This window comes from Devosia oryzisoli (genome assembly GCF_014837245.1).
GTDB classification, from domain to species: domain Bacteria; phylum Pseudomonadota; class Alphaproteobacteria; order Rhizobiales; family Devosiaceae; genus Devosia; species Devosia oryzisoli.
Genome location: NZ_JACYFU010000004.1, coordinates 13,280 through 37,704, shown reverse-complemented (window position 1 = coordinate 37,704; position 24,425 = coordinate 13,280). Strand labels below are relative to the sequence as shown.

General features: G+C 63.4%; 22 protein-coding genes. 18 read left to right on the top strand and 4 right to left on the bottom strand.

Annotated elements, in window-relative coordinates; translation table 11 throughout:
- Positions 1-8: 8 nt before the first annotated feature.
- The 12 genes from sucD to IC608_RS14640 all read left to right on the top strand — a co-directional run bounded on the left by sucD (position 9) and on the right by IC608_RS14640 (position 13,543).
- Positions 9-914, top strand: a complete 906-nt coding sequence (sucD, locus tag IC608_RS14695; RefSeq protein WP_191777048.1) for a succinate--CoA ligase subunit alpha — start codon at positions 9-11, stop codon at positions 912-914.
- Between the two features lie 324 nt (positions 915-1,238).
- Positions 1,239-4,241, top strand: a complete 3,003-nt coding sequence (locus tag IC608_RS14690; RefSeq protein WP_191777045.1) for a 2-oxoglutarate dehydrogenase E1 component — start codon at positions 1,239-1,241, stop codon at positions 4,239-4,241.
- A 24-nt stretch (positions 4,242-4,265) separates the two neighbouring features.
- The gene (gene odhB, locus IC608_RS14685) at positions 4,266-5,561 is read left to right on the top strand and encodes a 2-oxoglutarate dehydrogenase complex dihydrolipoyllysine-residue succinyltransferase (RefSeq protein ID WP_191777044.1); all 1,296 of its coding nucleotides are present in this window, start codon (positions 4,266-4,268) and stop codon (positions 5,559-5,561) included.
- Between the two features lie 163 nt (positions 5,562-5,724).
- Entirely contained in the window at positions 5,725-6,180 is a 456-nt protein-coding gene (locus IC608_RS14680) for a hypothetical protein (RefSeq protein WP_191777042.1), read from the top strand.
- A gap of 186 nt (positions 6,181-6,366) precedes the next feature.
- Entirely contained in the window at positions 6,367-7,776 is a 1,410-nt protein-coding gene (lpdA, locus tag IC608_RS14675; RefSeq protein WP_191777040.1) for a dihydrolipoyl dehydrogenase, read from the top strand.
- Positions 7,777-8,015: 239 nt separating this feature from the next.
- Positions 8,016-8,996: a TRAP transporter substrate-binding protein gene (locus IC608_RS14670; RefSeq protein WP_191777038.1), complete on the top strand. Its 981-nt coding sequence runs from the start codon at positions 8,016-8,018 to the stop codon at positions 8,994-8,996.
- A gap of 50 nt (positions 8,997-9,046) precedes the next feature.
- Positions 9,047-9,574 (top strand): TRAP transporter small permease, encoded by a 528-nt coding sequence (locus tag IC608_RS14665; RefSeq protein WP_428055808.1) that lies wholly within the window; start codon positions 9,047-9,049, stop codon positions 9,572-9,574.
- 3 nt (positions 9,575-9,577) lie between these two features.
- Positions 9,578-10,864 carry a TRAP transporter large permease gene (locus tag IC608_RS14660; protein ID WP_191777036.1) on the top strand — a complete coding sequence of 429 codons (1,287 nt, stop codon included), beginning with the start codon at positions 9,578-9,580 and terminating at the stop codon, positions 10,862-10,864.
- Positions 10,864-11,604: a FadR/GntR family transcriptional regulator gene (locus IC608_RS14655; RefSeq protein WP_191777034.1), complete on the top strand. Its 741-nt coding sequence runs from the start codon at positions 10,864-10,866 to the stop codon at positions 11,602-11,604. Before IC608_RS14660 ends, IC608_RS14655 begins: the two co-directional genes overlap by 1 nt.
- An 8-nt stretch (positions 11,605-11,612) precedes the next feature.
- Positions 11,613-12,443, top strand: a complete 831-nt coding sequence (gene kduI / locus IC608_RS14650) for a 5-dehydro-4-deoxy-D-glucuronate isomerase (RefSeq protein ID WP_191777032.1) — start codon at positions 11,613-11,615, stop codon at positions 12,441-12,443.
- Positions 12,443-13,204 carry a 2-dehydro-3-deoxy-D-gluconate 5-dehydrogenase KduD gene (gene kduD, locus IC608_RS14645; RefSeq protein WP_191777029.1) on the top strand — a complete coding sequence of 254 codons (762 nt, stop codon included), beginning with the start codon at positions 12,443-12,445 and terminating at the stop codon, positions 13,202-13,204. The genes kduI and kduD overlap by 1 nt, the downstream gene beginning before the upstream one ends.
- A gap of 3 nt (positions 13,205-13,207) precedes the next feature.
- Positions 13,208-13,543, top strand: a complete 336-nt coding sequence (locus tag IC608_RS14640; RefSeq protein WP_191777027.1) for a cupin domain-containing protein — start codon at positions 13,208-13,210, stop codon at positions 13,541-13,543.
- Here IC608_RS14640 and IC608_RS14635 read toward each other — a convergent pair.
- Positions 13,540-14,163 carry a hypothetical protein gene (locus IC608_RS14635; RefSeq protein WP_191777026.1) on the bottom strand — a complete coding sequence of 208 codons (624 nt, stop codon included), beginning with the start codon at positions 14,161-14,163 and terminating at the stop codon, positions 13,540-13,542. The two genes, IC608_RS14640 and IC608_RS14635, sit on opposite strands and share 4 nt — an antisense overlap.
- Before the next feature lie 78 nt (positions 14,164-14,241).
- Here IC608_RS14635 and IC608_RS14630 point away from each other — a divergent pair, with 78 nt between their 5' ends.
- From IC608_RS14630 to IC608_RS14610, 5 genes are all read left to right on the top strand, one after another.
- Complete coding sequence (locus tag IC608_RS14630; protein ID WP_191777024.1) at positions 14,242-14,859, top strand: trimeric intracellular cation channel family protein; 618 nt, start codon at positions 14,242-14,244, stop codon at positions 14,857-14,859.
- The gene (locus IC608_RS14625) at positions 14,856-15,203 is read left to right on the top strand and encodes a DUF4326 domain-containing protein (RefSeq protein ID WP_191777022.1); all 348 of its coding nucleotides are present in this window, start codon (positions 14,856-14,858) and stop codon (positions 15,201-15,203) included. The genes IC608_RS14630 and IC608_RS14625 overlap by 4 nt, the downstream gene beginning before the upstream one ends.
- Positions 15,204-15,257: 54 nt before the next feature.
- On the top strand, positions 15,258-16,478 hold the full coding sequence (uxuA, locus tag IC608_RS14620; RefSeq protein ID WP_191777020.1) for a mannonate dehydratase: 1,221 nt from the start codon (positions 15,258-15,260) through the stop codon (positions 16,476-16,478).
- A 66-nt stretch (positions 16,479-16,544) separates the two neighbouring features.
- A complete protein-coding gene (locus tag IC608_RS14615) occupies positions 16,545-18,455 on the top strand; it encodes an ATP-binding response regulator (protein WP_191777018.1) in 1,911 nt (636 codons plus the stop codon).
- Between the two features lie 15 nt (positions 18,456-18,470).
- Complete coding sequence (locus tag IC608_RS14610; protein WP_191777016.1) at positions 18,471-18,863, top strand: response regulator; 393 nt, start codon at positions 18,471-18,473, stop codon at positions 18,861-18,863.
- A gap of 63 nt (positions 18,864-18,926) precedes the next feature.
- Here the strand turns inward: IC608_RS14610 and IC608_RS14605 are convergent, their stop codons facing one another.
- A complete protein-coding gene (locus IC608_RS14605; protein WP_345890908.1) occupies positions 18,927-20,282 on the bottom strand; it encodes an aminotransferase class I/II-fold pyridoxal phosphate-dependent enzyme in 1,356 nt (451 codons plus the stop codon).
- A 188-nt stretch (positions 20,283-20,470) separates the two neighbouring features.
- On the opposite strand from IC608_RS14605, the gene IC608_RS14600 reads away from it, so the two are divergent.
- Positions 20,471-22,858 carry a putative bifunctional diguanylate cyclase/phosphodiesterase gene (locus IC608_RS14600; RefSeq protein ID WP_191777012.1) on the top strand — a complete coding sequence of 796 codons (2,388 nt, stop codon included), beginning with the start codon at positions 20,471-20,473 and terminating at the stop codon, positions 22,856-22,858.
- Here the strand turns inward: IC608_RS14600 and IC608_RS14595 are convergent.
- Positions 22,855-23,589, bottom strand: coding sequence for an ABC transporter permease (locus tag IC608_RS14595; RefSeq protein ID WP_191777010.1), 735 nt, complete (start codon positions 23,587-23,589; stop codon positions 22,855-22,857). The two genes, IC608_RS14600 and IC608_RS14595, sit on opposite strands and share 4 nt — an antisense overlap.
- A complete protein-coding gene (locus IC608_RS14590) occupies positions 23,589-24,401 on the bottom strand; it encodes an ABC transporter permease (RefSeq protein WP_191777008.1) in 813 nt (270 codons plus the stop codon). Before IC608_RS14590 ends, IC608_RS14595 begins: the two co-directional genes overlap by 1 nt.
- Positions 24,402-24,425: the final 24 nt, after the last annotated feature.

Below are 24,425 nucleotides of genomic sequence, written 5' to 3'. Positions count from 1 at the left end.
AGTACCCAATGTCGATTCTCGTCAACAAAGACACCAAGGTTCTCGTCCAGGGCCTAACCGGCAAGACCGGCACGTTCCACACCGAGCAGGCGCTGGCCTATTACGGCACCAAGATGGTCGGCGGCACGCACCCCAAGAAGGGCGGGGAAACCTGGTCGTCCGGTGTCGACGGCACCGAATTGCCGATTTTCGCCACCGTGGCCGAGGGCAAGGAAAAGACCGGCGCAAATGCCTCGGTGATCTACGTGCCGCCTCCGGGCGCCGCTGCCGCCATCGAGGAAGCGATCGAGGCGGAAATCCCGCTTATCGTCTGCATCACCGAAGGCGTTCCGGTCATGGACATGGTGCGCGTCAAGGCCAAGCTCGCCAAATCCAAGTCCCGCCTTATCGGTCCGAACTGCCCGGGCGTGCTGACGCCGGAAGAATGCAAGATCGGCATCATGCCGGGCTCGATCTTCTCCAAGGGCTCGGTGGGCATCGTCTCCCGGTCGGGCACGCTGACCTATGAGGCGGTGTTCCAGACCACCAATGAGGGCCTGGGGCAGACCACCGCTGTCGGCATTGGCGGCGATCCGGTCAAGGGCACCGAGTTCATCGACGTGCTCGAGATGTTCCTCGCCGACGACGCCACCAAGTCGATCATCATGATCGGCGAAATCGGCGGGTCGGCGGAAGAAGAAGCCGCGCAGTTTCTGATCGACGAAGCCAGGAAGGGCCGCAAGAAGCCGATGGCCGGCTTCATCGCGGGCCGCACGGCGCCTCCGGGCCGCACCATGGGTCATGCCGGCGCCGTTATCTCGGGCGGCAAGGGCGGCGCGGAAGAAAAGATCGCGGCGATGGAAGCGGCCGGCATCAAGGTTTCGGCCTCGCCCGCACGCATCGGCGCCACCTTGTCCGAAGTGCTCAAGGGCTGAGGCAGTCCGGGTTAGGGGACGCTGTTCCATCCCCCACCGTCATCACCCGGCTTGTCCGGGTGATCCACGCCTCGATGAGAGGGACGGAGCGAGAAGGTCCAAACCCGCGCGCGACCCGGCCGGTCGCGGTTCGGCCAAGGTTCGGTGGTAGTGCCCGAATCTACACGTTTAGGTGAGGTAGGTGCCCTTGCAGGCGCCGCAAGTCTTAACAAGATACAAAGGAAAAGCGGTCAATATCCCCGCACTTTGCAGACCGCATCTGAAGCCGGCCGCAGCCGGTCCGTTGAGAAGGATAGCAAGGCGCAAAGCCTTGCGACACAAGCGATGACACGACAGGAAAAGAACGACACGTTCTTGCTGACCTCGTTCCTCTATGGGGGGAACGCCGACTACATCGAACAACTCTATTCCCGCTTCAAGACGGACCCATCCAGTGTCGACGAGACCTGGAAGAGCTTCTTTTCAAGGCTCGACGACCAGGCCGGCGTTGCCGAAAAGAACGCCGATGGCCCGAGCTGGGGCCGCAAGGATTGGCCGCAGACGCCACAGGGTGAGCTCGTCAACGCGCTTGACGGCAACTGGGGCGAGATCGCGGTCAAGACGGAAAAGGCTACGGCCAAGAAGGCTGCTGCGGAAGCCAAGCCCGCGCCAAGCCCGACCGACGTGCTGCAGGCGACGCGCGATTCGATCCGCGCCATCATGATGATCCGCGCCTACCGGATGCGCGGCCATCTGCACGCCGATCTCGACCCGCTCAAGCTCAAGTCTGACGAGTCGGCCCCCGAGCTCGATCCCAAGAGCTACGGCTTTACGGAGGCCGATTACGGCCGCAAGATCTTCATCGACAACTACCTCGGGCTCGAATACGCCACCATCCCCGAGATGCTGGCCATCCTGCAGCGCACCTATTGCGGCACGCTCGGCATCGAGTTCATGCACATCTCCGATCCCGACGCCAAGCAGTGGATCCAGGAGCGCATCGAGGGGCCGGACAAGGAAATCTCCTTCACGCCCGAGGGCAAGAAGGCCATTCTCAACAAGCTGGTCGAGGCCGAGGGCTTCGAAAAATTCCTCGACGTCAAGTACACCGGCACCAAGCGCTTCGGTCTCGACGGCGCCGAAGCCACCATTCCCGCGCTTGAGCAGATCATCAAGCGTGGTGGGGCCCTTGGTATCAAGGACATTGTCCTGGGCATGGCCCATCGCGGGCGCCTCAACGTCCTGACGCAGGTGCTGGCCAAGCCGCATCGTGCGCTGTTCCACGAATTCAAGGGTGGCGCGTTCTACCCGGACGACGTCGAGGGGTCGGGCGATGTGAAATATCACCTGGGCGCCTCCTCGGATCGCGAGTTCGACGGCAACAAGGTGCACCTGTCGCTCACCGCCAACCCCTCGCATCTCGAGATCGTCGATCCCGTGGTGCTGGGCAAGTCGCGCGCCAAGCAGGACCAGTACATCTCCCCGCAGGGCAAGCTCATCGACATCGCCACCGAGGGCAAGCCGGACCGCTCCATGGTTCTGCCGCTGCTCATCCATGGCGACGCCGCCTTCGCCGGCCAAGGCGTGGTTGCCGAGTGCCTGGGGCTGTCCGGCCTCAAGGGACATCGCACGGGTGGCTCGATCCACTTCGTCATCAACAACCAGATCGGGTTTACCACCTCCCCAATCTATTCGCGCTCCTCGCCCTATCCGACCGACGTCGCCAAGATGATCGAGGCGCCGGTGCTGCACGTGAACGGCGACGATCCGGAAGCGGTGGTGTTCGCGGCCAAGGTGGCGGTCGAATACCGCCAGACCTTCGGCAAGCCCGTCGTCATCGACATGTTCTGCTATCGCCGCTTCGGCCATAACGAAGGCGACGAACCCAGCTTCACCCAGCCGCTGATGTATTCGCGCATCCGCGGCCACAAGACGACGCTCGAAATCTATGCGGAAAAGCTGATCGCCGAAGGCCTCGTGACGGCCGAGGAAGTGGAAAAGCTGCGTACCGACTGGAAGGCCTCGCTCGAGACCGAATTCGAGTCCGGCCAGAACTACAAGCCCAACAAGGCCGATTGGCTCGATGGCGCCTGGAAGAACTTCAAGCCCGCCGAAGACGAGGGTCCGCGCCGCGGCGAAACCGGCGTTGCCATCGACCGGCTGGCGCAGATCGGCGCCGATCTGTCCCGCGTGCCCGAGGGCTTCAACGCGCACAAGACGGTGCGCCGCTTCATGGACAACCGTCTCAAGGCCATCAACGCGGGCGAGGGGATCGACTGGGCGACCGCCGAGGCGCTTGCCTTCGGAACCCTTGTCACCGAGGGCCATCCCGTTCGTCTTTCCGGCCAGGACGTCGAACGCGGCACGTTCAGCCAGCGCCATTCGGTGCTCAACGATCAGGAAGTGGAAGCGCGCTCCTACACGCCGCTCAACAACCTCGCTCCTGATCAGGCGCGCTACGAAGTCATCAACTCCATGCTCTCGGAAGAGGCCGTGCTGGGCTTCGAATATGGCTACAGCCTTGCCGAGCCGCGGGCGCTGACCCTGTGGGAGGCCCAGTTCGGCGACTTCGTCAACGGCGCCCAGGTTGTCATCGACCAGTTCATCTCCTCGGGCGAGCGCAAGTGGTTCCGCATGTCGGGCCTCGTGATGTTGCTGCCGCATGGCTATGAAGGGCAGGGGCCCGAGCACTCCTCGGCGCGTCCCGAGCGCTTCCTGCAGCTCTGCGCCGAAGACAACATGCAGGTCGCCAACTGCACCACGCCGGCGAACTACTTCCATGCGCTGCGCCGGCAACTCAAGCGCGACTTCCGCAAGCCTTTGGTGCTGTTCACGCCCAAGAGTCTCTTGCGCCACAAGCGTGCGGTATCGAGCCTCGCCGAAATGGGCGAAGGCAGCTTCTTCCATCGTCTCCTCTGGGACGATGCTGAAACGCCGGGCGTGCCGAAGACGACGATCAAGCTGGCGCCGGATAACCGGATCCGCCGCGTCGTGCTGTGCACCGGAAAGGTCTATTATGACCTCTTGGAGGATCGCGAGAAGCGCGGCATCGACGATGTCTATCTCCTGCGCGTCGAGCAGCTCTATCCGTTCCCTGCCAAGGCGCTGGTGGACGAATTGAGCCGCTTCCCCAATGCGGAAATCGTCTGGTGCCAGGAAGAGCCCAAAAACATGGGCTATTGGTCCTTCATCCAGCCCTATGTGGAATGGGTGCTGGATCAGGTTGGCCGCGTCGGCCAGCGGGTGCATTATGTGGGCCGTCCGGCCGCGGCTTCGCCGGCCACCGGGCTCATGCGCACCCACCTTGCCCAGCTTCAGGCATTCCTGGACGAAGCGTTCGCCAAATAGGCCACCAAAGAGGATCAACACTCCATGTCGACAGAAATCCGCGTGCCGACGCTGGGCGAAAGCGTCACCGAGGCCACCATCGGCCAGTGGTTCAAAAAGGTGGGCGACACCATCGCCGCCGATGAACCCGTGGTCGAACTCGAGACCGACAAGGTGACCATCGAAGTGCCCGCGCCGGCTGCCGGTGTGCTCGAGGCCATCGCTGCCAACCCCGGCGACACGGTGGACGTCGGCGCGCTGCTCGGCGCGATCGGAGCCGGGTCCGGTGCGAGTACCTCGGCGCCGGCCGCCAAGGCCGCAGCCCTGTCACCGCAGGCCGAAACGGCGCGTCAGGCAGGCCCGGAAGCCATACGGCAGAACGCTCCCGCCTCTGGGGGTACGGATCGTGCCCCCTCGCCATCGGCCCAGAAGATGATTGCCGAGAAGGGCCTCGATGGCGACGCCATCAACGGGTCGGGCAAGTCGGGCCAGGTGCTCAAGGAAGATGTTCTGGCGGCACTGAAGCAGCCGACGGCTGCCGAGGAGGCCACGCAGGCCGCCCCTGCCTCGGCCCCGGCCGCCAAGCCGGCCGAGGTCAAGGCTCCTGCCGCGCCGCGCGCCCCTGTCGCGCAGGATGACGCTAGCCGCGAAGAACGGGTCAAGATGACCCGCCTGCGCCAGACCATCGCACGGCGCCTCAAGGACGCACAGAACACCGCCGCCATGCTGACCACTTTCAACGAGGTGGACATGAAGCCGGTGATGGACTTGCGGAACCAGTACAAGGAGCTCTTCGAGAAGAAGCACGGCGTCAAGCTGGGCTTCATGGGCTTCTTCACCAAGGCGGTCGTCCATGCGCTCAAGGAAATTCCCGCCGTCAATGCCGAGATCGATGGCGATGACCTGATCTACAAGCAGTACGCCCACATCGGCGTGGCCGTCGGGACCGACAAGGGTCTTGTCGTGCCGGTGGTCCGCAATGCGGACCAGATGGCAATCGCCGAGATCGAGAAGGAAATCGGCAATCTGGGCAAGAAGGCGCGCGACGGCCAGCTGTCGATGGCCGACATGCAGGGCGGCACCTTCACCATTTCCAATGGCGGCGTCTACGGCTCGCTGATGAGTACGCCCATCCTCAATGCCCCGCAGTCGGGCATTCTGGGTATGCACAAGATCCAGGAGCGTCCCGTGGTGGTGGGCGGACAGATCGTCATTCGCCCGATGATGTATCTGGCGCTGAGCTACGATCACCGCATCGTCGACGGCAAGGAAGCGGTGACCTTCCTCGTGCGCGTCAAGGAGAGCCTGGAGGCGCCCGAGCGTCTCGTGCTCGACCTCTAGGATTTCTGCCGCAGTTCTGGTTGAAAAGGGCTCGCTCCGGCGGGCCCTTTTTGCGTGCCTCGCAGCTTCGTGTCCGTGGTGGAAGCCAGTGTTAGCCCTCCGTTAACGCGCGAACCGTCTTTGTGCGTGACCGGGGGCACTGTCTGTTAGCGTTTGGAGTGAAATGTTGTTTCGTACCCCGGCCTTGGTCCTCACCCTCCTCGCCCTGTCGATCGCTCCTGGCAAAGCCCAGGAAGCGCAAGACAATGCGGCCCTGATCGGAGAGTTGATGGCGTTCCACGGCTCGGAAGCCATCGTCAACGTGATGACCACCCATTGCTACGAAACCACCGGCCTCGACGACAGCTACAAGACCGCGGCCGAGAACTGGTATCTTCGCAATATCAGTTACTTGGACCTGGCTGACCGGGTGATCGACATGCTTGGCGGAGCGGCCGAAGGTGACCTCAAAGCCGCCCGGGAATACGGCGGCAGCCAGATCATGTCGGCCTACAACCAGGCCGGCGACCAGGACACCTTCTGCCGCACCTTCCTCGAGCAGGTCGAGAGCGGCGCGTTTGACATCGACAAGCAATTGCCCGGGCCGCTGGAGCGCGCCCAGGAGATTTCCGCGTCCTGAGGGCGGCACGTCCAGCCTCCTCGACAGACCTCATGCTTTTGGAGCGTTCGCGGGCCCCCGCCTATCCTGTACCTGATCGGACGCGGCAGGGCTTTTCCCACCGCCGCCGGTGGTTTAATCACGTCACCGGTACTACATTGAGCGAGCCGGCTGCACGCGGCGCACAACAGTTCAGGGCAAGGACAAATGGCAGAACAATTCGACCTCACCGTCATCGGCTCGGGCCCGGGGGGCTATGTGTGCGCCATCCGCGCGGCGCAACTGGGGCTGAAGGTGGCCGTGGTGGAAAAGTGGCCGACCCTGGGGGGCACGTGCCTCAACATCGGTTGCATTCCGTCCAAGGCGCTGCTGCACGCCTCCGAACTGTTTGAAGAGGCCGGGCACGGCTTCAAGAGCCTGGGCATTGACATTCCGGCGCCGCAGCTGAACCTGCCGCAAATGATGACGCACAAGAGCGAAACCGTGGCCTCCAATGTGGGCGGCGTCGATTACCTCTTCAAGAAAAACAAGATCACCGTGTTCCGCGGCATCGGTTCCATTCCGGCTGTCGGCAAGGTGCTGGTGACGCCGCAGACAGGCGCGCAGACGGAGATCGCCACCAAGAGCACCGTGATCGCGTCCGGCTCCGTTTCCGCCAGCCTGCCCGGTATCGAGATCGACGAGCGCAGCATTGTCAGCTCCACCGGTGCTCTGGCGCTTGAACAGGTGCCGGCGCGCATGGTCGTCATCGGTGCCGGGGTTATCGGGCTCGAGCTGGGGTCGGTGTGGCAGCGCCTGGGGGCCAAGGTCACCGTGGTGGAGTATCTCGACCGCATACTGCCCGGCATGGACAGCGAAGTGGCCCGTCAGTTCCAGCGCATGCTGCAAAAGCAGGACATCGAGTTCAGGCTCTCGAGCAAGGTGGCGGGAATCGACAAGCAGGAAGACGGATCGCTCAAGCTGCGCGTCGAACCCGCCAAGGGCGGCGAGGCCGAGACGATGGACGCCGATATTGTGCTCGTCGCCGTCGGCCGCAAGCCATACACCGATGGGCTGGGGCTCGACATCGTCGGCGTGGGGCTGGACGAGCGTGGCCGGGTCCGGGTGGACAACCACTACCAGACATCAGTGGACGGCATCTACGCCATCGGGGACGTCATTGCCGGGCCGATGCTGGCGCATAAGGCAGAGGACGAGGGCATCGCGGTAGCGGAAATTCTCGCAGGGCAGGCGGGGCACGTGAACTACAAGGCGATCCCAGCGGTCGTCTACACCAATCCGGAAGTGGCCTCTGTCGGCAAGACCGAGGATGAGCTCAAGGCCGAGGGCGTCAACTACAAGATCGGCAAGTTCCCCTTCACCGCCAACGGCCGTGCCAAGGCGATGCTGGCCACCCAGGGTTTTGTCAAAATCCTTGCCGATGTCGAGACTGATCGAATCCTTGGGGCCCACATCATCGGCAAGAATGCCGGCGAGATGATTCACGAGCTCGTGGTGGCGATGGAGTTCTCCGGTGCTGCCGAGGACGTGGCCCGAACGACCCACGCCCACCCGACCCTTTCGGAGGCAGTGCGAGAGGCGGCCCTTGCTCTCGGCGACGGCGCCATTCACATCTGACCGAGCCTCATCAAGATCCCAAAGCCCCGGCCTAGTCCGGGGCTTTTTGCATCCGGCTCCAGTTAAGGTCATCATACAACTTGGAAAAGATTGTATGTTGACTTGTTTTTTCGGCTTCCATACCAGTTACGCATGGCAGCCGGGTTTTTCGCCTGCGCTGCACAGGGGCCGGGGAGGCTCCGCCGACCAAGCGCCAGGGAGAGGGCGCAACCGTCGGAGATAAAACTGGGAGGATCATCATGTTTCATCTGCCACGCGCGGCGGCTGGTGCCGTCGTCGCCGCATCACTTCTCGTCTCAGCGGCCAGCGCCCAGACAGTGCTTCGCTCGTCCGATACCCATCCTGATGGATACCCCACGGTCGAGGCGGTGAAGTACTTTGGCGAACTGGTCAAGGAGCGCACCGATGGCCGCTATGAGGTCGAGGTTTTCCACTCGGCTCAGTTGGGTCAGGAAGCCGACACCATCGAGCAGACGCAGTTCGGGGTGATCGACCTCAACCGCATCTCGATCGGAGCCTTCGGCACCCAGGTGCCTGAGGCCACGGTTACGCAACTGCCCTTCATCTTCCGCTCGGTCGACCACTACCACAACGTGCTCGATGGCCCGATCGGCGACGAAATCCTGGCTGCCTTCGACAGCGTCGACGTGGTGGCTCTGGCCTTTTACGACGGCGGTTCGCGCTCCTTCTACAACAGCAGCAAGCCGATCGAAACTCCGGACGACATGGCCGGCATGAAGTTCCGCGTCATGCAATCCGACATCTTCGTGGACATGGTCGGAGCACTCGGCGGCAACGCGACGCCCATGCCCTATGGCGAGGTGTATTCGGGCATCCAGACCGGCGTCATCGACGGTGCCGAAAACAACTACCCCAGCTACGATACGGCCGGTCACGCTGAAGTGGCGAAATATTACTCGCTCGACGAACACCTGATGGTGCCCGAAGTGCTGGTGATGTCCAAGATCGTCTGGGACGGCCTAGCCCCTGAAGATCAGGAAATCTTCCGCCAGGCGGCCAAGGACTCCGTCGCCAAGCAGCGCGAGCTCTGGGCGGCCCAGGAAGTCGAGTCCAAGAAGAAGGTCGAGGAACTCGGCGCCAAGATCAACACCGTCGACAAGGCGCCGTTCATCGAGGCCATGAAGCCGGTCTACGAAAAGTACGTCACCGATCCCAAGCTCAAGGACCTGGTGGAACGCATCCAGGCCACTGAAGGCTGATGGCGAACCGGGCCGGCGAAAGCCGGCCTGGTTTCTCGATGGAGAGTGACGTGAAAAACGGATTATTGGCCGCCAGCCGGGTGTTCGGAGGCGTCGCCATGGTCGCCTTGTGGCTGGCGGGACTTGGCCTTGTGGCGATGACGGCAATCGTGGCGTACCAGGTCTTCATGCGCTACGTGATGAACTCCTCGCCCCCCTGGACCGAAGCGTCCTCGATCATGATCATGAGCTGGTTCATCTTCCTCGGCGCCGCGGTCGGCGTGCGCGAGAAGTTCCATATGGGCTTTGACGTTCTGCTCTACGTCCTGCCGCCATCGGGCAAGCCGGTCCTCCGCACCATCAGCGATCTGGCGATATTCGCGTTCGGCTTCGGCATGGTCTGGTTCGGCGGAGAACTTGCCTTGCGGGGGTGGACGGTTCGCGTCCCGGTGCTCGGGGTGCCGCAGACATTGACTTACCTTCCCATCGTCGTCTCAGGCCTGCTGATCTGCCTTTTCGTGCTCGAGCGCATGGCCCTGCGCCTGGCCGGAGAACCGGTGGACGACGTCGAGACCGACCAGATCGTGAGCGAGGCCTAAGCGATGGAATACTGGATTCTCTTCGGCACGTTCACGGCATTGATGCTGATAGGCACGCCGATCTCCTTTTGTCTCGGCATCGCGAGTTTCGCGACCATCACCTATCTCGGGCGCCCGGCCATCGTGGTGTTCCAGCAGCTCAATTCGGGTGTTTCGGTCTTCACGCTGATGGCCATCCCCTTCTTCATCTTTGCCGGCGACCTGATGATGCGTGGCGGCATCGCCGCGCGCATCATCGCCTTTGCCGGCGCCATTGTCGGCCACATCCGGGGCGGCCTTGGCCAGGTCAACGTCCTCGCCTCGACCCTCTTCGGTGGCATTTCCGGATCGGCTGTTGCCGAAGCGGCGGCCGTCGGCGGCATCATGATTCCGCAGATGAAGGAGCGCGGCTATGGCGCCGATTATGCGGTCAACGTGACCTCGATGGCCGCGCTCATCGCGCTCCTGCTGCCGCCCAGCCACAACATGATCATCTATTCGATCTCCGGCGGCGGACGCATCTCCATCGCCGACCTTTTTACGGCCGGGGTGATCCCGGGCATCCTGCTGGCCATCTCACTGATGGTCACGGCCTATATTGTGGCGCGGCGCCGGGGCTACCCAACCGAACCATTTCCCGGCTTTGCCAAGGCATTCCAATACTTCATCATTTCGATACCCGGCCTGATGCTGATCGCCATCATTTTTGGCGGCGTGCGCTCCGGTATTTTCACGGCCACGGAAAGCTCCTGCATCGCCGTCATCTACGCCCTGCTCGTCACCATCTTCGTCTACCGGACGATGGACTTCTCGAACTTCGTGCACTGCGTTACCGGCGCCGTTCGGACCACCGCCATGGTGCTCTTCATCATCGGCTCGGCCGCCTCGTTCGGCTGGTTGATGGCCTATCTGCGCGTTGCTCCGATCCTCACCGATGGCGTGGCGCAACTCACCAACGATCCGCTGATGGTGTTGATGCTGATCAACATCCTGCTGTTGCTGCTCGGGACCTTCATGGACATGGGCCCGCTGATCATCATCACGACCCCGATCTTCCTGCCGATGGTCACCGAATTCGGTGTCGATCCCGTCCATTTCGGCGTCATCATGATCCTCAATCTCGGCATCGGGCTCAACACGCCACCCCTGGGGCCCGTGCAGTTCGTGGCCGCAGCAGTGGGCAAGATCTCGATCTGGCAAGCCATGCGCAGCGTCTGGCCGTTCTACGGAGCGGGGCTGCTGGTGCTGGGACTCGTCACCTACATCCCCGCGCTCTCTCTTTGGCTTCCGGGCCTGTTCAGGGGGCACTGATGTCGCTTGATACCGCGGGGGTGCCGGCGCGCCGGCTGAAACTGGCCGACATGGTGATCGAGACGCTGCGCAAGGGCATCTCCGCTGGTGAGTTCGGTGCCGGTGCCAAGCTGCCGACCGAAAATCAGCTGGCGGTGCAGTTCGGGGTGAGTCGAACGGTCATTCGTGAAGCGATCGCGGCCTTGGCGGCGGATGGGCTCGTGCAGCCGCGCCAGGGTGCCGGCGTCTTCCTGCTCGATCGCGCCGCGACGGCGTTCACCCGGCTGGGCGGGGAGAGCAGCAACAAGATTTCAGTGGCTCTCAACGTGCTCGAAGTGCGTATGGGCATCGAAATCGAATCCGCCGGCCTTGCTGCCGAGCGCCACAGCGCCAGCCAGGAGGCCGCAATCCTGGAGGCGTGGAACGACTTTGGGCGGCTGCTGAAGCAGGGTAATCCGACCGGCAAGAGCGACTTCGCCTTCCATCGCGCCATCGCCGCGGCAACCAATAACCCGTTCTACATCGAAGTGCTCGATTCTTTGGGCAGCCGCACGATCCCGTGTGACGTGGCCTCACCTTGGGGTACGGAGAGCGTCCTCACCTTCGAATACCAGGCAGGCCTCCACGAGGAGCACCGCCGCATTCTCGGTGCCATCGCCTCGCGCGACGCGGAAGCAGCGCGCGAGGCGATGCGCGACCATCTTTCCCGCAGCCAGGAGCGCTACCGCGCGCGGCTCGCCGAGCGAAGCCAAAGCCAGTAGGAATTTCCATGACCACCCAATACGACATCCGCTTCGCCATCGATCCTGTCACCGCCGCAGGCTTGGGCACCGAGGAATTGCGCGAAAACTTCCTCATCGAAGACTTGTTTGCCCTGGGCGAGGTGCGCTGGACATATAGCCACTACGACCGCATGGCCGTGGGGAGCGCAGTCCCCGGCGAAGGATCGCTGGCGCTGGAACCCATCAAGCCCACGGGCACGGGCGCCTTTCTTGAGCGGCGCGAGATGATCGTGGTCAACATCGGCGAACCCGGCAGCATCAGTGTCGATGGCCAGGATCACGCCGTCGGCAGCCGCGACATGCTCTATATCGGCATGGGCGCCAAAGACGTCCGCTTTGCCGGCAACGGCGCCAAGTACTACCTGCTCAGCGCTCCAGCCCATGCGCGCTATCCGACCACGCTCCTGCAGCAGTCGGGGGCAAAGCGCCTTGATCTGGGCAGCAATGCCACGGCCAATGAGCGCTCCATCTTCCAGTATGTGAACGCAGACAGCGTCAAGACCTGCCAGCTGGTGGTCGGGCTGACGCAGTTTGCTCCGGGATCGGTTTGGAACACCATGCCGGCGCACGTCCACGACCGGCGCATGGAGGCGTATCTTTATTTCGACCTGCAGCCGGACGCGTTCGTCATGCACCTCATGGGAGAGCCGCAGGAAACGCGGCACCTGATCGTGCGCAATGAGGAGGCGGTGCTGTCCCCGCCGTGGTCGGTCCATGCCGGCGCCGGCACCGGGGCCTACACCTTTATCTGGGCCATGGCCGGCGACAATGTCGACTACACCGACGTGGACAAGGTCGCCATGGAGGATTTGCGCTGATGGACTTCAGCGCCTTCAATCTGTCCGGCAAGCGGGTCATGGTGACCGGGGCCAATACGGGCATCGGGCAGGGCATCGCTCTTGCCATCGGACGCGCTGGTGGCGCCGTGCTCGGCGTCGGGCGCTCGAGCATGGAAGAAACCGCATCGCTGATGGCGGGGCAGGGGGCAGATTTTGCGGCCATCGAGGCCGATCTCGGCTCGCCTCGGGGTGCGCAGGCCATGTTCGAAGCGGCCTGGGACGCGCACGGCCCAATCGATGGGCTCGTCAACAATGCCGGGATCATCCGTCGAGCCGATGCCGTGGACATCACCGAGGAGGACTGGGACAGCGTGATGGACATCAACCTGAAGTCGATGTTTTTCCTCTGCCAGTCCCTCGGCCGCAAGGCGCTCGCGGCGGGGCGGGGCGGCCGTATCGTCAATATCGCCTCGATGCTGAGCTTCCAGGGCGGTATCCGGGTAGCGAGCTACACCGCCTCCAAGAGCGGGGTCCTGGGCATCACGCGCCTCCTCGCCAATGAATGGGCAGCCAACGACATCAACGTCAATGCCATAGCGCCCGGATATATCGAGACCAACAACACCCAAGCACTGCGCCACGACCCTGACCGGTCGGCCTCCATTCTTGGGCGGATACCCGCAGGGCGCTGGGGCGTTCCGGCGGACATTGGTGACGCGGCGGTGTTCCTTCTGGCGCCTGCGTCCAACTATATGCACGGCGCGGTCATCCCCGTGGATGGCGGCTGGTTAGCGAGGTAAGTCATGAGCGATCAGAAATTCTTTGCCCAGCCCCATGAGACCGAGTGGACCGAGCTGGGACCGGGCAATACGCGCCGCGTGTTGATCCACACGCCGGAGCTGATGCAGGTGGAGTTCGGCTTCGAACAGGGCGCCGTGGGTGCGCCCCACAGCCATCCGCATGTCCAGGTTAGCTACGTGGCCGAGGGGCGGTTCGAAGTGACCATTGATGGCGAGACGCAAGTGGTGGAGCAGGGCGGCAGTTTCATCGTGCCGTCCGGTTTGACCCATGGTGTCGTGGCGCTGACGCGCGGCCGCCTGGTCGACGTCTTCACGCCCATGCGTCAGGATTTTGTCTAACCGGCCAGCTCCTGCAGCAAGGGGGCGTAGGCGTGGTCGTGTCGTCCTGCCCAATTGGGATGCCCCGGCTTGGTCAGCCAGCCGCGACGCGGCGGGATCATGCTGTAGATCTGCCGCTCCGGCCGCTCCCGCCAGGTGATGTTGAATGCCGCGTAACGGGGAAAGAACTCGAGCGCATGGTAGGGCAGGTGATCGTGGATCCACCAGGCCAGCGCTTCCCAATCGCCGGTGCGGTCGTAGTAGCCGATGGCGCGGGTGACGACGACGCAGGCGGTAGCGCCCATCCGTCCCTCAGCGTCGCGGCGGTCCCAGATGTGACCGGCGTAGTTGCGTTCATTGCTGGCGCAGTTGAGCTTGTTGGCATTGCCAAACGCATTGACTTCCGGCGAGCGGTAGGCCGATCTGACGGCGACGCGGCCGAACTTTTCCTGGAGCGGCTCAAGCAGGGTTTGGCAGAGCGCGCGTCCGGCCGCGATGGCAAGATCGGGATCATCCGGGATGTTGGCAAAGCCGTTGACGGCGGCGATCTCCGAAAAAAGAAAATCGCGCATGAAGAAGCTTTCGCTCAGCCGAACCCGGCCGAAGGTCTCGAGAGCGCGGACGCTGGTGGGCTGGCGCATGGTTGTCTCAGCTGATGGCGACGGCGCCACGTTCTGCCGCTATGGTCGGGCCTGCAAGCCGATTTCAACGGATGGGACATGCTGCTGATCGCCTTCTACATCGCCATCGCTGCCGAGGCGATGACAGCCGCGCTGGCTGCCGGACGGCGCAACATGGACTGGTTCGGCGTCTGCCTCATTGCCTGCGTCACGGCTCTGGGCGGAGGGACCATGCGCGATGTGTTCCTCGACCATTACCCGCTCGTCTGGGTCGCCAACCCCTATCTGCTGCTGCTGGTGTGCGGCGCAGCGCTAGCGACGATTCCGCTGGCGCGGCTGGTGGATCGGCTGAAGTGGCCCTTTCTCCTGCTCGATGCCCTGGGCCTGGTGGTGTTCACAATCATCGGGTGCAATGTGGGCATCGACGCCGGCGTGCACCCGATCATCGTCATCGTGGCGGGCATGGTGACGGGCACGGTGGGCGGCATCCTGCGGGACGTGCTCTGCAACGACATTCCGCTGATCTTCCAGGGCGAACTCTACGCCACGGTCTCGATGGTCACCGGCGTCATCTACTTCCTTGGCATCCATGGCGGCATTCAGGCCGACTTGATAGCGATCATTGCCGCTGCAGTAGGCTTTTCCCTTCGCGTCGCCGCGCTGCTCTTTAAATGGGAAATGCCACGCTTCGTCTTCGACAGGCAGATGCGCAAATGAAGCCGGTGCGTCTCGTGCTCTCAAGGCGGTCCGGATTTGACCTGCAGGCCCTTTCGCAAACGACGAATGGACTGCAGGCGCAGTCCGTGGCGAGACCGGGTCGGTGGGGGAACCCGTTTTCCGTCGGCGCGATAGCGGAGGAGATGGGCATTCCCGCCGATGCAGCGCGTGCCGAGGCCGTGCGGCGGCACAGGCTCTGGCTGGCCGGGCAACTCGAGATCGACCGTCCCCCACCCGATCCAGCGACGATCCGCGCTGAACTGGGCGGCAAGAACCTGGCCTGCTGGTGCTCGTCCGATGGTCCCTGCCACGCCGACACGTTGATTAGCGTGGCGAACCCCTAGACCTCTCCGGTCCCACCGTCTAATGACGCTACCATACAAGAAGGAGCTACTGCTTTGCGGCAAACCTGGCGTTGGTTCGGTCCCAAGGACCTGTGCAGCATCGATGACATCACCCAGGTCGGGGCCGTGGGGGTTGTCAGTGCGCTGCACCACGTGCCCAACGGTGTCGTCTGGACCCGCGAGGAGATCGAAAAACGCAAGTCCGAGATCGGCACGCGCCGTGATGGCACGCCCTCCGGCCTCACCTGGGACGTGGTCGAGAGCCTGCCCGTCAGCGAGGATATCAAGAAGCAGAAGAACGACTGGCGCGAGCACATCGCCAACTACAAGACGTCACTCCGCAACCTGGCGGACAGCGGCATCGAGGTCATCTGCTACAACTTCATGCCGGTGCTGGACTGGACCCGAACAAATTTGACATGGACCCTGCCCAATGGCGGCTCCTGCATGCGGTTCGACATCAACGACTTTGCCGCGTTCGATATCCATATCCTGCAGCGGCGCGGCGCCGAAGCCGACTTCACCAACGCCATCGTGGACGAAGCCGCCCGCCGTGCTGCGGCGATGAGCGAGGATGACAAGAAGCGCCTCGCCCGCAACGTCACCATGGGACTGCCGGGCTCCACCGAATCCCTCAGCCTCGATGACGTCCGGGAGCATCTTGCCCAATACGGCAGCATCGATGCCGATCAGTTGCGGCAGCACTTCATCGACTTTCTCGAAGAAGTGGTGCCGGTGGCCGAGGATCTGGGCCTGCGCCTTTGCTGTCATCCCGATGACCCTCCGTTTTCGCTGCTGGGGTTGCCGCGGGTCATGTCGACCGAAGCTGATTACCGCACCATTCTCGAGGCGGTGGACAGTCCGGCCAATGGTGCCACGCTCTGCTCGGGATCGCTTGGCGCCCGTCCCGACAACGATCTGCCCGGCATGATGGAGCGCCTGGGCAGCAAGGTGCACTTCATCCACCTCCGCAACGTCAAGCGCGATGGCGAAGCCCTGCGCGATTCCTTCTACGAGGCCGAGCATCTGGCCGGCGATACCGACATGGTGGCCCTGATCGCCGCCATCGTGCGCGAGGAGGCCCGACGGAAGGCGGAAGGTCGTGCCGATGCCGTCATCCCGATGCGACCCGACCACGGGCAGGACATCCTAGATGACCTGGGCCGCCGCTCGCAACCGGGCTACCCCACCATCGGCCGCATGAAGGGACTGGCGGAACTGCGGGGCGTGATGACGGCGCTGGAACACGCAACATATGGCCTTGCCAAGCCGTAGTTTACGACTTCTCAAACCCTGCTGGCCCACAATCGTCCGGTCATCCCGCACCGGACAGCATTGCCTATGGACGCCTTGAGGGCCTTCCACCATCTGGTGGCCTGGTTCACACCCCAGGAAATGAGGAGCGACCTGCACGTGCGAAAGCGCGTGCAGATGTTCGTCATCAGCCACCTGTTCGGGCCGCTGATCGCGACCCCTATCCCGGTGACGCTGTGGATCGCTGATCCCCAACCCATGCCGCATGTGCCGATCTTGGCGGCGTCGATCTACGGGTTCTGGCCTTTCCTGGGGCTGCTCAAGCTCCTGCCCCGGGCCTATGTTCCCATTGCAATGGCGTCGGTGCTGAACCTTGTGTTCTGCATCCTCTGGGGGGCCTACCACTACGGGGGCGCCAGCTCGCCCTTCCTGGTCTGGCTGGTCCTCGTTCCGCTGCTGGGGTTCATGTATCTCGGCTCGACCTGGCTGGCGCGCATCACGGTGCTCAGCGCGATCTTTGGCGGCCTCGCCTGTCTCTACGGACTGTATCTGCACGGGGCGTTCCCCAACCACATTCCCGTCGAGAACATGGTGGTCGCCGGGGTCCTCTCGGCGCTTGGCGCAAACCTCTACGTGTTCATGATGGCCGCGTACTACGCGGTGGTAGTGGACAGCCAGTCCGAGCTGATGCAGGAAATCGAGCGGCACCAGTCCACCCTTCGTGCCCTGACCGTTGCCAAGAACGAGGCTGAACGCGCCAACGGGGCGAAGTCGGAGTTCCTGGCCAAGATGAGCCATGAACTGCGGACGCCGCTCAATGCCGTGCTGGGCTATTCCGAAATTCTGCTCGAGGACGCCGAACTTGATGGACGCGGCGAGCAGATCGCCGATCTTCAGAAGATCAGTGGCGCGGGAAAACACCTTCTGGCCATGGTCAACGACATTCTCGACATCTCCAAGATCGAGGCCGGCAAGATGGTGCTGCATGTCGAGAGGGTTGACCTCGACAAGCTGATCAGTGACGTCGAAGCCACGGCCCGACCGCTGGCGGCCAAGAACACCAACAGCTTCGTGGTCGACGCAGAACGCCCGCTCGGCACGGTACAGGCGGACGCGACCAAGCTGCGACAGGCGATCTTCAACCTGCTCTCAAACGCGGCCAAGTTCACGCAGAATGGCCAGATCACCCTGTCCGTCGCGCGGCGCCGCATCGATGGCTGGGAATGGATGGAGATTGCCGTCACCGACACCGGCATCGGGATTTCGCCCGAGCAACAGCGCGCCCTTTTCAGCAATTTCTCACAGGCGAACTCCAAGATCGCGGCAGTCTACGGGGGCACCGGACTGGGCCTGTCGCTCAGCCAAAACCTGTGCCGGTTGATGGGTGGCCGGATCGAAGTCGAAAGTGCGCTGGGCAAGGGCGCCCGGTTTGCCATCCATCTGCCCGCAGACGTGGCGCCGTCGGCCGGCGCTTCTCCCGTCGCGTCACCCGCGCCGCAGGTTTCACGCGAGCCCACGCGAAATCCCCCTGCCGCGCCTGAGGAAGACCGCCCCGACGCCATCGGCGCTCCGGCCATGAGTGACGCGGATTCCTACACCCAGCACAAGGGCAGGAACCGCCTGTTGGTGGTGGATGACGACAGGAATTTTCTCGAACTTGCCGAGCGGCTTTTCTCTAAGCACGGCTACACGCCCATTTGTACCGATGCCCCGCAATCGGCCCTGCAGATCGCCCGCACCGTCAAGCCGGATGCCATCTTCCTCGACATTCTCATGCCGGGTTTCGACGGATGGGACGTCCTGGCGGCCCTCAAGGCCGATCCCATCACCTCGGACATTCCCGTCTTCATGATTTCGATTCTGTCCGAGCGCTCGAAGGCACTGGCCGCCGGTGCGGACGGAATCGTCATGAAACCGTTCGACGCAGCCAAGGTGAAAGCGGCCTTGTCGGGGATCCAGTCTGTTCGCAGCAGTCGCGCGAAATCGGCAGCCGGTTAGTCAGGACGATCGACAATGGCCTTGGTCCTCATCATCGAAGACAATGCGATCAATCGGGACGTGCTGGGGCGCAGGCTCGAGCGCCGGGGCTTTGCCATCCGGTTCGCCGAAGACGGTCCTTCAGGCATCGCGGCGGCCAAAGACCTGATGCCCGACGTGATCCTGATGGATATCGGCCTGGGCGAAATGGACGGCTGCGAAGCCACGCGCCGCATCCACGCCGATCCGGAGACTGCGGCCTTGCCCGTCATCGCCCTCACCGCCAGTGCCTTCGAGAGCGACCGGGCCAAGGCTCTTGCCGCCGGCTGCATCGATTTTGACACCAAGCCCGTCGACCTGCCGCGGCTGCTGGGAAAAATGGAAGCCGTGCTGGGGCCCAAGATGCCCCCAGCAGCCATTGGCGGCTGAGCGTCGGGCGCCAGGTGCCGCGTCGTCGCTAGCCGCCAGCAGGCGCGGGGATGCTAACCCGGCTCAGAGCGCCCCGGCGCGCGAGCGCTGACGAAGGTCCGGGTCCCGCCCCTCGTGGCCGAGGCGATATTCGAGGTCCGCATCGCGCATGGCCCGGCTCAAGATATCCACGACCTGCTCGACATCTTCCCGGGTGTGTGACGCCATCACCTGGAACCTGAACCTTGCTGCGCCCTGCGGCACGGCCGGGTATTCCACAAGGTTGGCGATGCCGCCCAGGGCAGCAAGTCGCCTGGCGGCATAGCGGCCGACGCCTTCGAGCCCCAGGTTCACCGGGACAATAGGGGAAGGGTCCCCCAGCGTTTCAAGCCCCGCCTTGTTCATCTCGGCGCGCAGGTAGAGCACATTGTCCATCAGTTTCCGGCGGAGCTCCCGGCCCTCATCTGAGCGGACGATTTCAAGCGCAGCAAGCACGGTGGCCGCCTGGACGGGGGAGAGCGCGTTGGAGAAGGTGTGGGTCGCGCTGTAATATTTGAGGTACTCGGCCGCCGCCCGATCCCTGACGGCAATGAAACCGCCGTTGGACGCAAACGTCTTTGAGAAGCTGCCGATGATGATGTCCGCGCCGTCGAGCATGTTCTGCAGGCCCAGATGGCCAAGGCCGTCTTCACCGATCGATCCCAGGTCGTGAGCACAATCGACCAGCAGAGTCGCGTTGAACTGGTCACACAGCGCCCGCATGGCGCCCAAATCGGGCGTGTCGGAGTGCATGGAGAACAGGCTCTCGGTGACGACGAGGATGCCGTTCTGCTGGTCCGTGGCACGGATGCGCTCGAGCTTGCGCAAGAGCGCGCTAAGGTTGAGGTGCCCGTGGTAGTGCACATTCTGCGTTGCAGCCTTGGCGCCTTCCTGCAGGCAGGAGTGGGCCAGAATGTCCATCACGACATGGTCGTCGGCGCGGACGAAACCCTGCACCGATCCGTAGCCCGCCGCCCAGCCCGTGGGGTAGAGCACGATTTCGCGGCCACCAAGGAAACTGGATAGAGCCTTTTCCAGGCTCAGTGAGTTCGCGGTGTTGCCCAGCAATGCCGCCGAGCCGGCACTATGCACGCCGTACTGGCCGATGGCCTCGATCGCCGCCGCCTTGATGGCGGGATGGGACGAGAGGCTGAGATAGTCCTGGCTGGCGAAATTGATGCCTCGAAAGCCCTCGCCGCTGTCGCTGAGGGCGTCGCAGCGCGCCGTGGGAGCGGTGGACGCCGAGCGGGCATAGGGCCATACCCCCGACTCGCGGCGCAGGTTCTGCCAATCGTAAAATTCACGGGTTCGCGCGATCAGCGCCGGACCTTCGGGGGTTCTGTAGTCGCGCAAACTGCCGGTAAGGGCGGCTTCCGGCACGGTTGGCAGAGTTTTTTCCACGAGAGGTCCCATCGATTTTTTGTTGACTGGCAGCACTATACGGCGCCGCTCATGCCGCCGTCTGAATCTTGGTGCATCTTTAGTAATTCAGTGACCCCGATCAACAGCATTCCTCCGCTGTCCCCGATCCTCTGCTTGGGCGCAATAGAAAACACGCAAAATTAAGTGGCATGGGCCAAGGTGCCGCTATGCTCCTGCTGCGCCTGCTCCATTCAGCCACCAATGCGTTTGTCGATCGGGCAATTGGCGCCGACGGGCTTTCAGTGCCCGTGCGCGAGAAACTCCTCAAGCAGCAACTGGATTCGATCGGGCGCATGGTGCCCGCGCTGCTCGCGACCTCTCTGATCCTTTCGCCAGTGCTGGTGCTGCTGGTTTGGGGCCGGCCGCGGGCATGGGCAGTGCTGGCGCTGCTATGCGCCGCCAGTCTGATCTTGTTGTGGTCGTCTCTGCTGGCCACGCGCGTCTTGAGGTCATCGCCAGGCCAGGCGCCCAGCCTTGCCGGACAGATGGTGCTCAGCTGCTTTCTTGCCGGAACCAGCTGGGCCTGCGCCTTGGCCTTGCTGCCGTCCGGACTGCCCGGTGCGCTGCAGGGCGCGGCAATAATCGGTGCAGGGGGCTTGCTGTGCATCTCGATGATGGCCCTTATCAACTATCCCCAGGCGATGGGCGCGTTCACCGTGCCCCTTATCGTGGGCATGCTCAGCGGCTTCTCCGGGCTGGGGCAATCGGGCGACATGCTGATCCTTTCCCTCATGCTGACCGGCCTGACCTTTGTTACGGTGACGATCACCTTCAACCACGCCGCGGCATTTGTCGCCCTCCGCACGTCCGAGACCCTGGTCGAGGAAAAGCAGGAGATTATTGGCCTCCTGCTGCGCGAGTTCGAGCAAACCACGTCCGACTGGATCTGGGGCATTGACCTGGATGGCACCATCGACCGGCTTTCGGGTGGCTTCACCGCCGTCACGGGGCTTTCGGAAGAGGACCTGATCGGGGCGGATTTTCTGTACTTCCTGCGCTGCATTACGCCGCCGGCCGACCCCGTCATCGCCCAGATCGAGCACGAAGTGCTGGCCCGGCAGACCTTCCAGGATGTCGAATTGCAGGTCCTGGCCGGGGGCGAGGAATCCTGGTGGCGCCTCACGGGCAAGCCAGCCTTCGATGACACCGGCCGCTACCTGGGCTATCTCGGGACAGGCTCGGACATCACTGTCCAGAAACGCGACGAACGGCGCATCACCATGCTGGCGCACCACGACTCGCTGACGGGGCTGCTCAACCGCGCGAAGTTCAACGAGTTTCTTGCCCTTTCGGTGGGCCGGCTCGAACGCTACGGCAGCCCGTTTACGGTGCTGTACATGGATCTGGACCAGTTCAAGCTGGTCAACGACAGCCGCGGCCATCTTGCCGGAGACCGGCTGCTCTTCGAAGTCGCTCGCAGAATTGAAAAGACGGTGCGGGAGGGGGATCTGGTGGCCCGCCTCGGCGGAGACGAGTTCGCGCTCATCCTGCCCGACGAGGCTGACGTCGAGGCCGCGCAGGCGGTGGCTACGCGGCTGATCGAGGCCATCTGCCAACCGGTCGAGGTCGATGGTGGGCAGATGATGGTTGGCGTCAGCATCGGCATCGCCATCGCGCCCTTGCACGGGACGCGCCCCGACCAGATCCTGCGCAATGCCGATCTCGCGCTCTACCGAGCCAAGACCGATGGCCGGTCGGTGTTCCGCATGTTCGAAAGCCGCATGGATTCGGAGGCGCGCGAACGGCGGCTCTTAGAGAACGAATTGACCGAGGCGGTGGGAAAGGACCAGCTCGTCCTGCACTACCAGCCGCTGGTCGATGCGGAAACCGGAGCCCCTACCGGCTTTGAGGCGCTGGTGCGGTGGAACCATCCCGTTCGCGGCCTGATCCCGCCGGCCGAGTTCATTCCTCTGGCGGAACAGTCCCATCTCATCATTGCCATTGGCGACTGGACCATTCACCAGGCGTGCCTCGCCGCTACCCAATGGCCGGAGCACCTGACGGTCGCGGTCAACCTGTCGGCCCGGCACTTCCGCCAGTCCGACATCGGCGTGGTGGTCAACGCAGCGCTGGCTCAGTCGGGGCTGAAGCCCAATCGCCTCGAGATTGAAATCACCGAAGGCCTGCTCATCGAGGAGCCCGAGGCCGTGGTCGAGAAGCTGCAGCAATTGCGGGCGCTTGGCGTCACCATCGCCATGGACGACTTCGGCACCGGCTACTCCTCGCTTGGCTACCTGCTGAAATTTCCCTTCGACAAGATCAAGATCGACCGCTCCTTCGTGGAAGCGTCCGCCAAGGACAGCGTTGCCCGCGACATTCTGCGCGCCATTGCGACGCTGGGTAAAATCCTCAAGGTCAAGATCACGGCGGAGGGGGTCGAAACGGCCGAACAGGCCGCGTTCCTGTCCGAGATCGCGTGCCACCAGCTCCAGGGTTTCTATTTTGCCCGGCCGCTCGATCCGCGCGACATGCCGCATTACCTGCTCTCGACCGTCCCCACGCGGGCACCCGATGTGGCGGAGGAAGCCAGGCGCGCGCTTCGCGCCTCGGCCTAGCGCAACCAGTTGAACGAGAAGCGCAAGCCCGGTTGCGGCGGCATGTGCCGGATGAGCCGGCGGTAGATCAGGCCGAACACGAAGAACACCACGAGCGACACGCAGAGGAAGAACAGCGCCGCCACCGAGAAGTGGAGGAAGGCGTTGTAATCGCGCTCGAACAAATCCTTGGCCGTGATCATCAGGTCCTTCTGCCCCCCCACTACGGGCAGGGCAAAATAGACGATGGCCGTGGCGTGGAACAGGAACACCACCTCATTGGTGTAGGCGGGCCAGGCCAGCCGGATCAGGTTCGGCCATGTCACGCGGCGGAACTGCTGCGCGGGCTTCATGCCATAAGCGCGGGCGGCTTCCAGTTCCCCGCCCGGCACGGCGCGCAGCGCGCCATAGAAAATCTCGGCCGTATAGGCGGCGGTGTTGAGGATCAGCACCAGCGGGCCCATGAACAAGGGGTGCAGCACGACGCCCGATAGGCCCCAGGGCTTCCAGAGCGCCACGTTGAGCGAGAGTGCCAGGGAATAGAACATGAAGAACTGGATAAAGAGCGGTGAGCCGCGGAAGGCGTAGATGTAGCCGCGAGAGAGACGGCTGATGAGCGGGTTGGACGAAGCCTTGCCAAGGGCAAGAAAGATGGCAAGGACAAAGCCGATGGGGATCGAGGCTGCCGCAAAGTAGATGTTGAACATTACTGCGGGGGCCATGAAGCCGAGATCGGAGAGGAAGGCCTGCATCAGACGCGGCCCTCGCTCAGGATGCCCCGACCGGCGCGGCGCATCAGCGCCTCGAAGCCGCGCTCCGAGACCCACGTGGCGAGGATGTAGAACACGAAGAGCACCAGGTAGTAGCGCCACCGCCAGTCGTCATGAACGAGCCCCACCGTCGGCAGGAAGTTCGGGGCGCCGAGGCGGTCCGCCCACAGAACGATGTCGGCGATCTGCAACAGGGACAGCAGCGAGGTCGCCTTGATGATGAGCATCCAGACATTGGAGAGGCCGGGCAGGGCGTAGACCCACATCTGCCGGATGTGGATGCGCCACATGACCTGGGCGGCCGACATGCCATAGGCGCGCGCAGCTTCGAGCTGCCCCTTGGGCACCGATCGCATGGCGCCATGAATGACGTTGCTGGCAAAGGCCCCGTAGACGATGCCGAGCGAAACGCTGGCCAGCATGAGATATTGCGGCGTGTCGAGATACCAGTTCGCTTCCCCGCAGGGCGGCCAGGCAGCGGTCTGTGCGGCGATCATCTCGGGCGAGCAGACCTGGGTCGCCACGAGCCACTCCACCGCCTGCTCGAAGGCGAGGGGAAAGAAGAGAAAGAACAGGACGTCCGGGACGCCGCGCACAATGGACGAGTAGAGCGTCCCCAGGAGCCGTAGCGGCCAGAACCTGGAGCTCTTCAGCATGGCCCCTGTCAGGCCGAACAGGATGGCAAACAGCCCACCCATGACCGCGGCAAAGATCGTGAACTGGAAACTTGCGTACCAGGCCAGATGCTTGCCGTTGGTGAGATAGCCAAGCCAGAAGGCAATGTCGTCGAACATGCGCCGATCTTATGGCGCCTCCCC

Coding starts and splice junctions, on each gene's coding strand:
- IC608_RS14640 (WP_191777027.1), top strand. CDS start 13,208: ATGAGCGATCAGAAATTCTTTGCCCAGCCCCATGAGACCGAGTGGACC.
- sucD (WP_191777048.1), top strand. CDS start 9: ATGTCGATTCTCGTCAACAAAGACACCAAGGTTCTCGTCCAGGGCCTA.
- IC608_RS14670 (WP_191777038.1), top strand. CDS start 8,016: ATGTTTCATCTGCCACGCGCGGCGGCTGGTGCCGTCGTCGCCGCATCA.
- IC608_RS14600 (WP_191777012.1), top strand. CDS start 20,471: ATGCTCCTGCTGCGCCTGCTCCATTCAGCCACCAATGCGTTTGTCGAT.
- IC608_RS14690 (WP_191777045.1), top strand. CDS start 1,239: ATGACACGACAGGAAAAGAACGACACGTTCTTGCTGACCTCGTTCCTC.
- kduD (WP_191777029.1), top strand. CDS start 12,443: ATGGACTTCAGCGCCTTCAATCTGTCCGGCAAGCGGGTCATGGTGACC.
- IC608_RS14635 (WP_191777026.1), bottom strand. CDS start 14,163: ATGCGCCAGCCCACCAGCGTCCGCGCTCTCGAGACCTTCGGCCGGGTT.
- lpdA (WP_191777040.1), top strand. CDS start 6,367: ATGGCAGAACAATTCGACCTCACCGTCATCGGCTCGGGCCCGGGGGGC.
- IC608_RS14680 (WP_191777042.1), top strand. CDS start 5,725: ATGTTGTTTCGTACCCCGGCCTTGGTCCTCACCCTCCTCGCCCTGTCG.
- IC608_RS14625 (WP_191777022.1), top strand. CDS start 14,856: ATGAAGCCGGTGCGTCTCGTGCTCTCAAGGCGGTCCGGATTTGACCTG.
- odhB (WP_191777044.1), top strand. CDS start 4,266: ATGTCGACAGAAATCCGCGTGCCGACGCTGGGCGAAAGCGTCACCGAG.
- IC608_RS14660 (WP_191777036.1), top strand. CDS start 9,578: ATGGAATACTGGATTCTCTTCGGCACGTTCACGGCATTGATGCTGATA.
- IC608_RS14590 (WP_191777008.1), bottom strand. CDS start 24,401: ATGTTCGACGACATTGCCTTCTGGCTTGGCTATCTCACCAACGGCAAG.
- IC608_RS14615 (WP_191777018.1), top strand. CDS start 16,545: ATGGACGCCTTGAGGGCCTTCCACCATCTGGTGGCCTGGTTCACACCC.
- IC608_RS14630 (WP_191777024.1), top strand. CDS start 14,242: ATGCTGCTGATCGCCTTCTACATCGCCATCGCTGCCGAGGCGATGACA.
- IC608_RS14595 (WP_191777010.1), bottom strand. CDS start 23,589: ATGCAGGCCTTCCTCTCCGATCTCGGCTTCATGGCCCCCGCAGTAATG.
- kduI (WP_191777032.1), top strand. CDS start 11,613: ATGACCACCCAATACGACATCCGCTTCGCCATCGATCCTGTCACCGCC.
- IC608_RS14610 (WP_191777016.1), top strand. CDS start 18,471: ATGGCCTTGGTCCTCATCATCGAAGACAATGCGATCAATCGGGACGTG.
- IC608_RS14655 (WP_191777034.1), top strand. CDS start 10,864: ATGTCGCTTGATACCGCGGGGGTGCCGGCGCGCCGGCTGAAACTGGCC.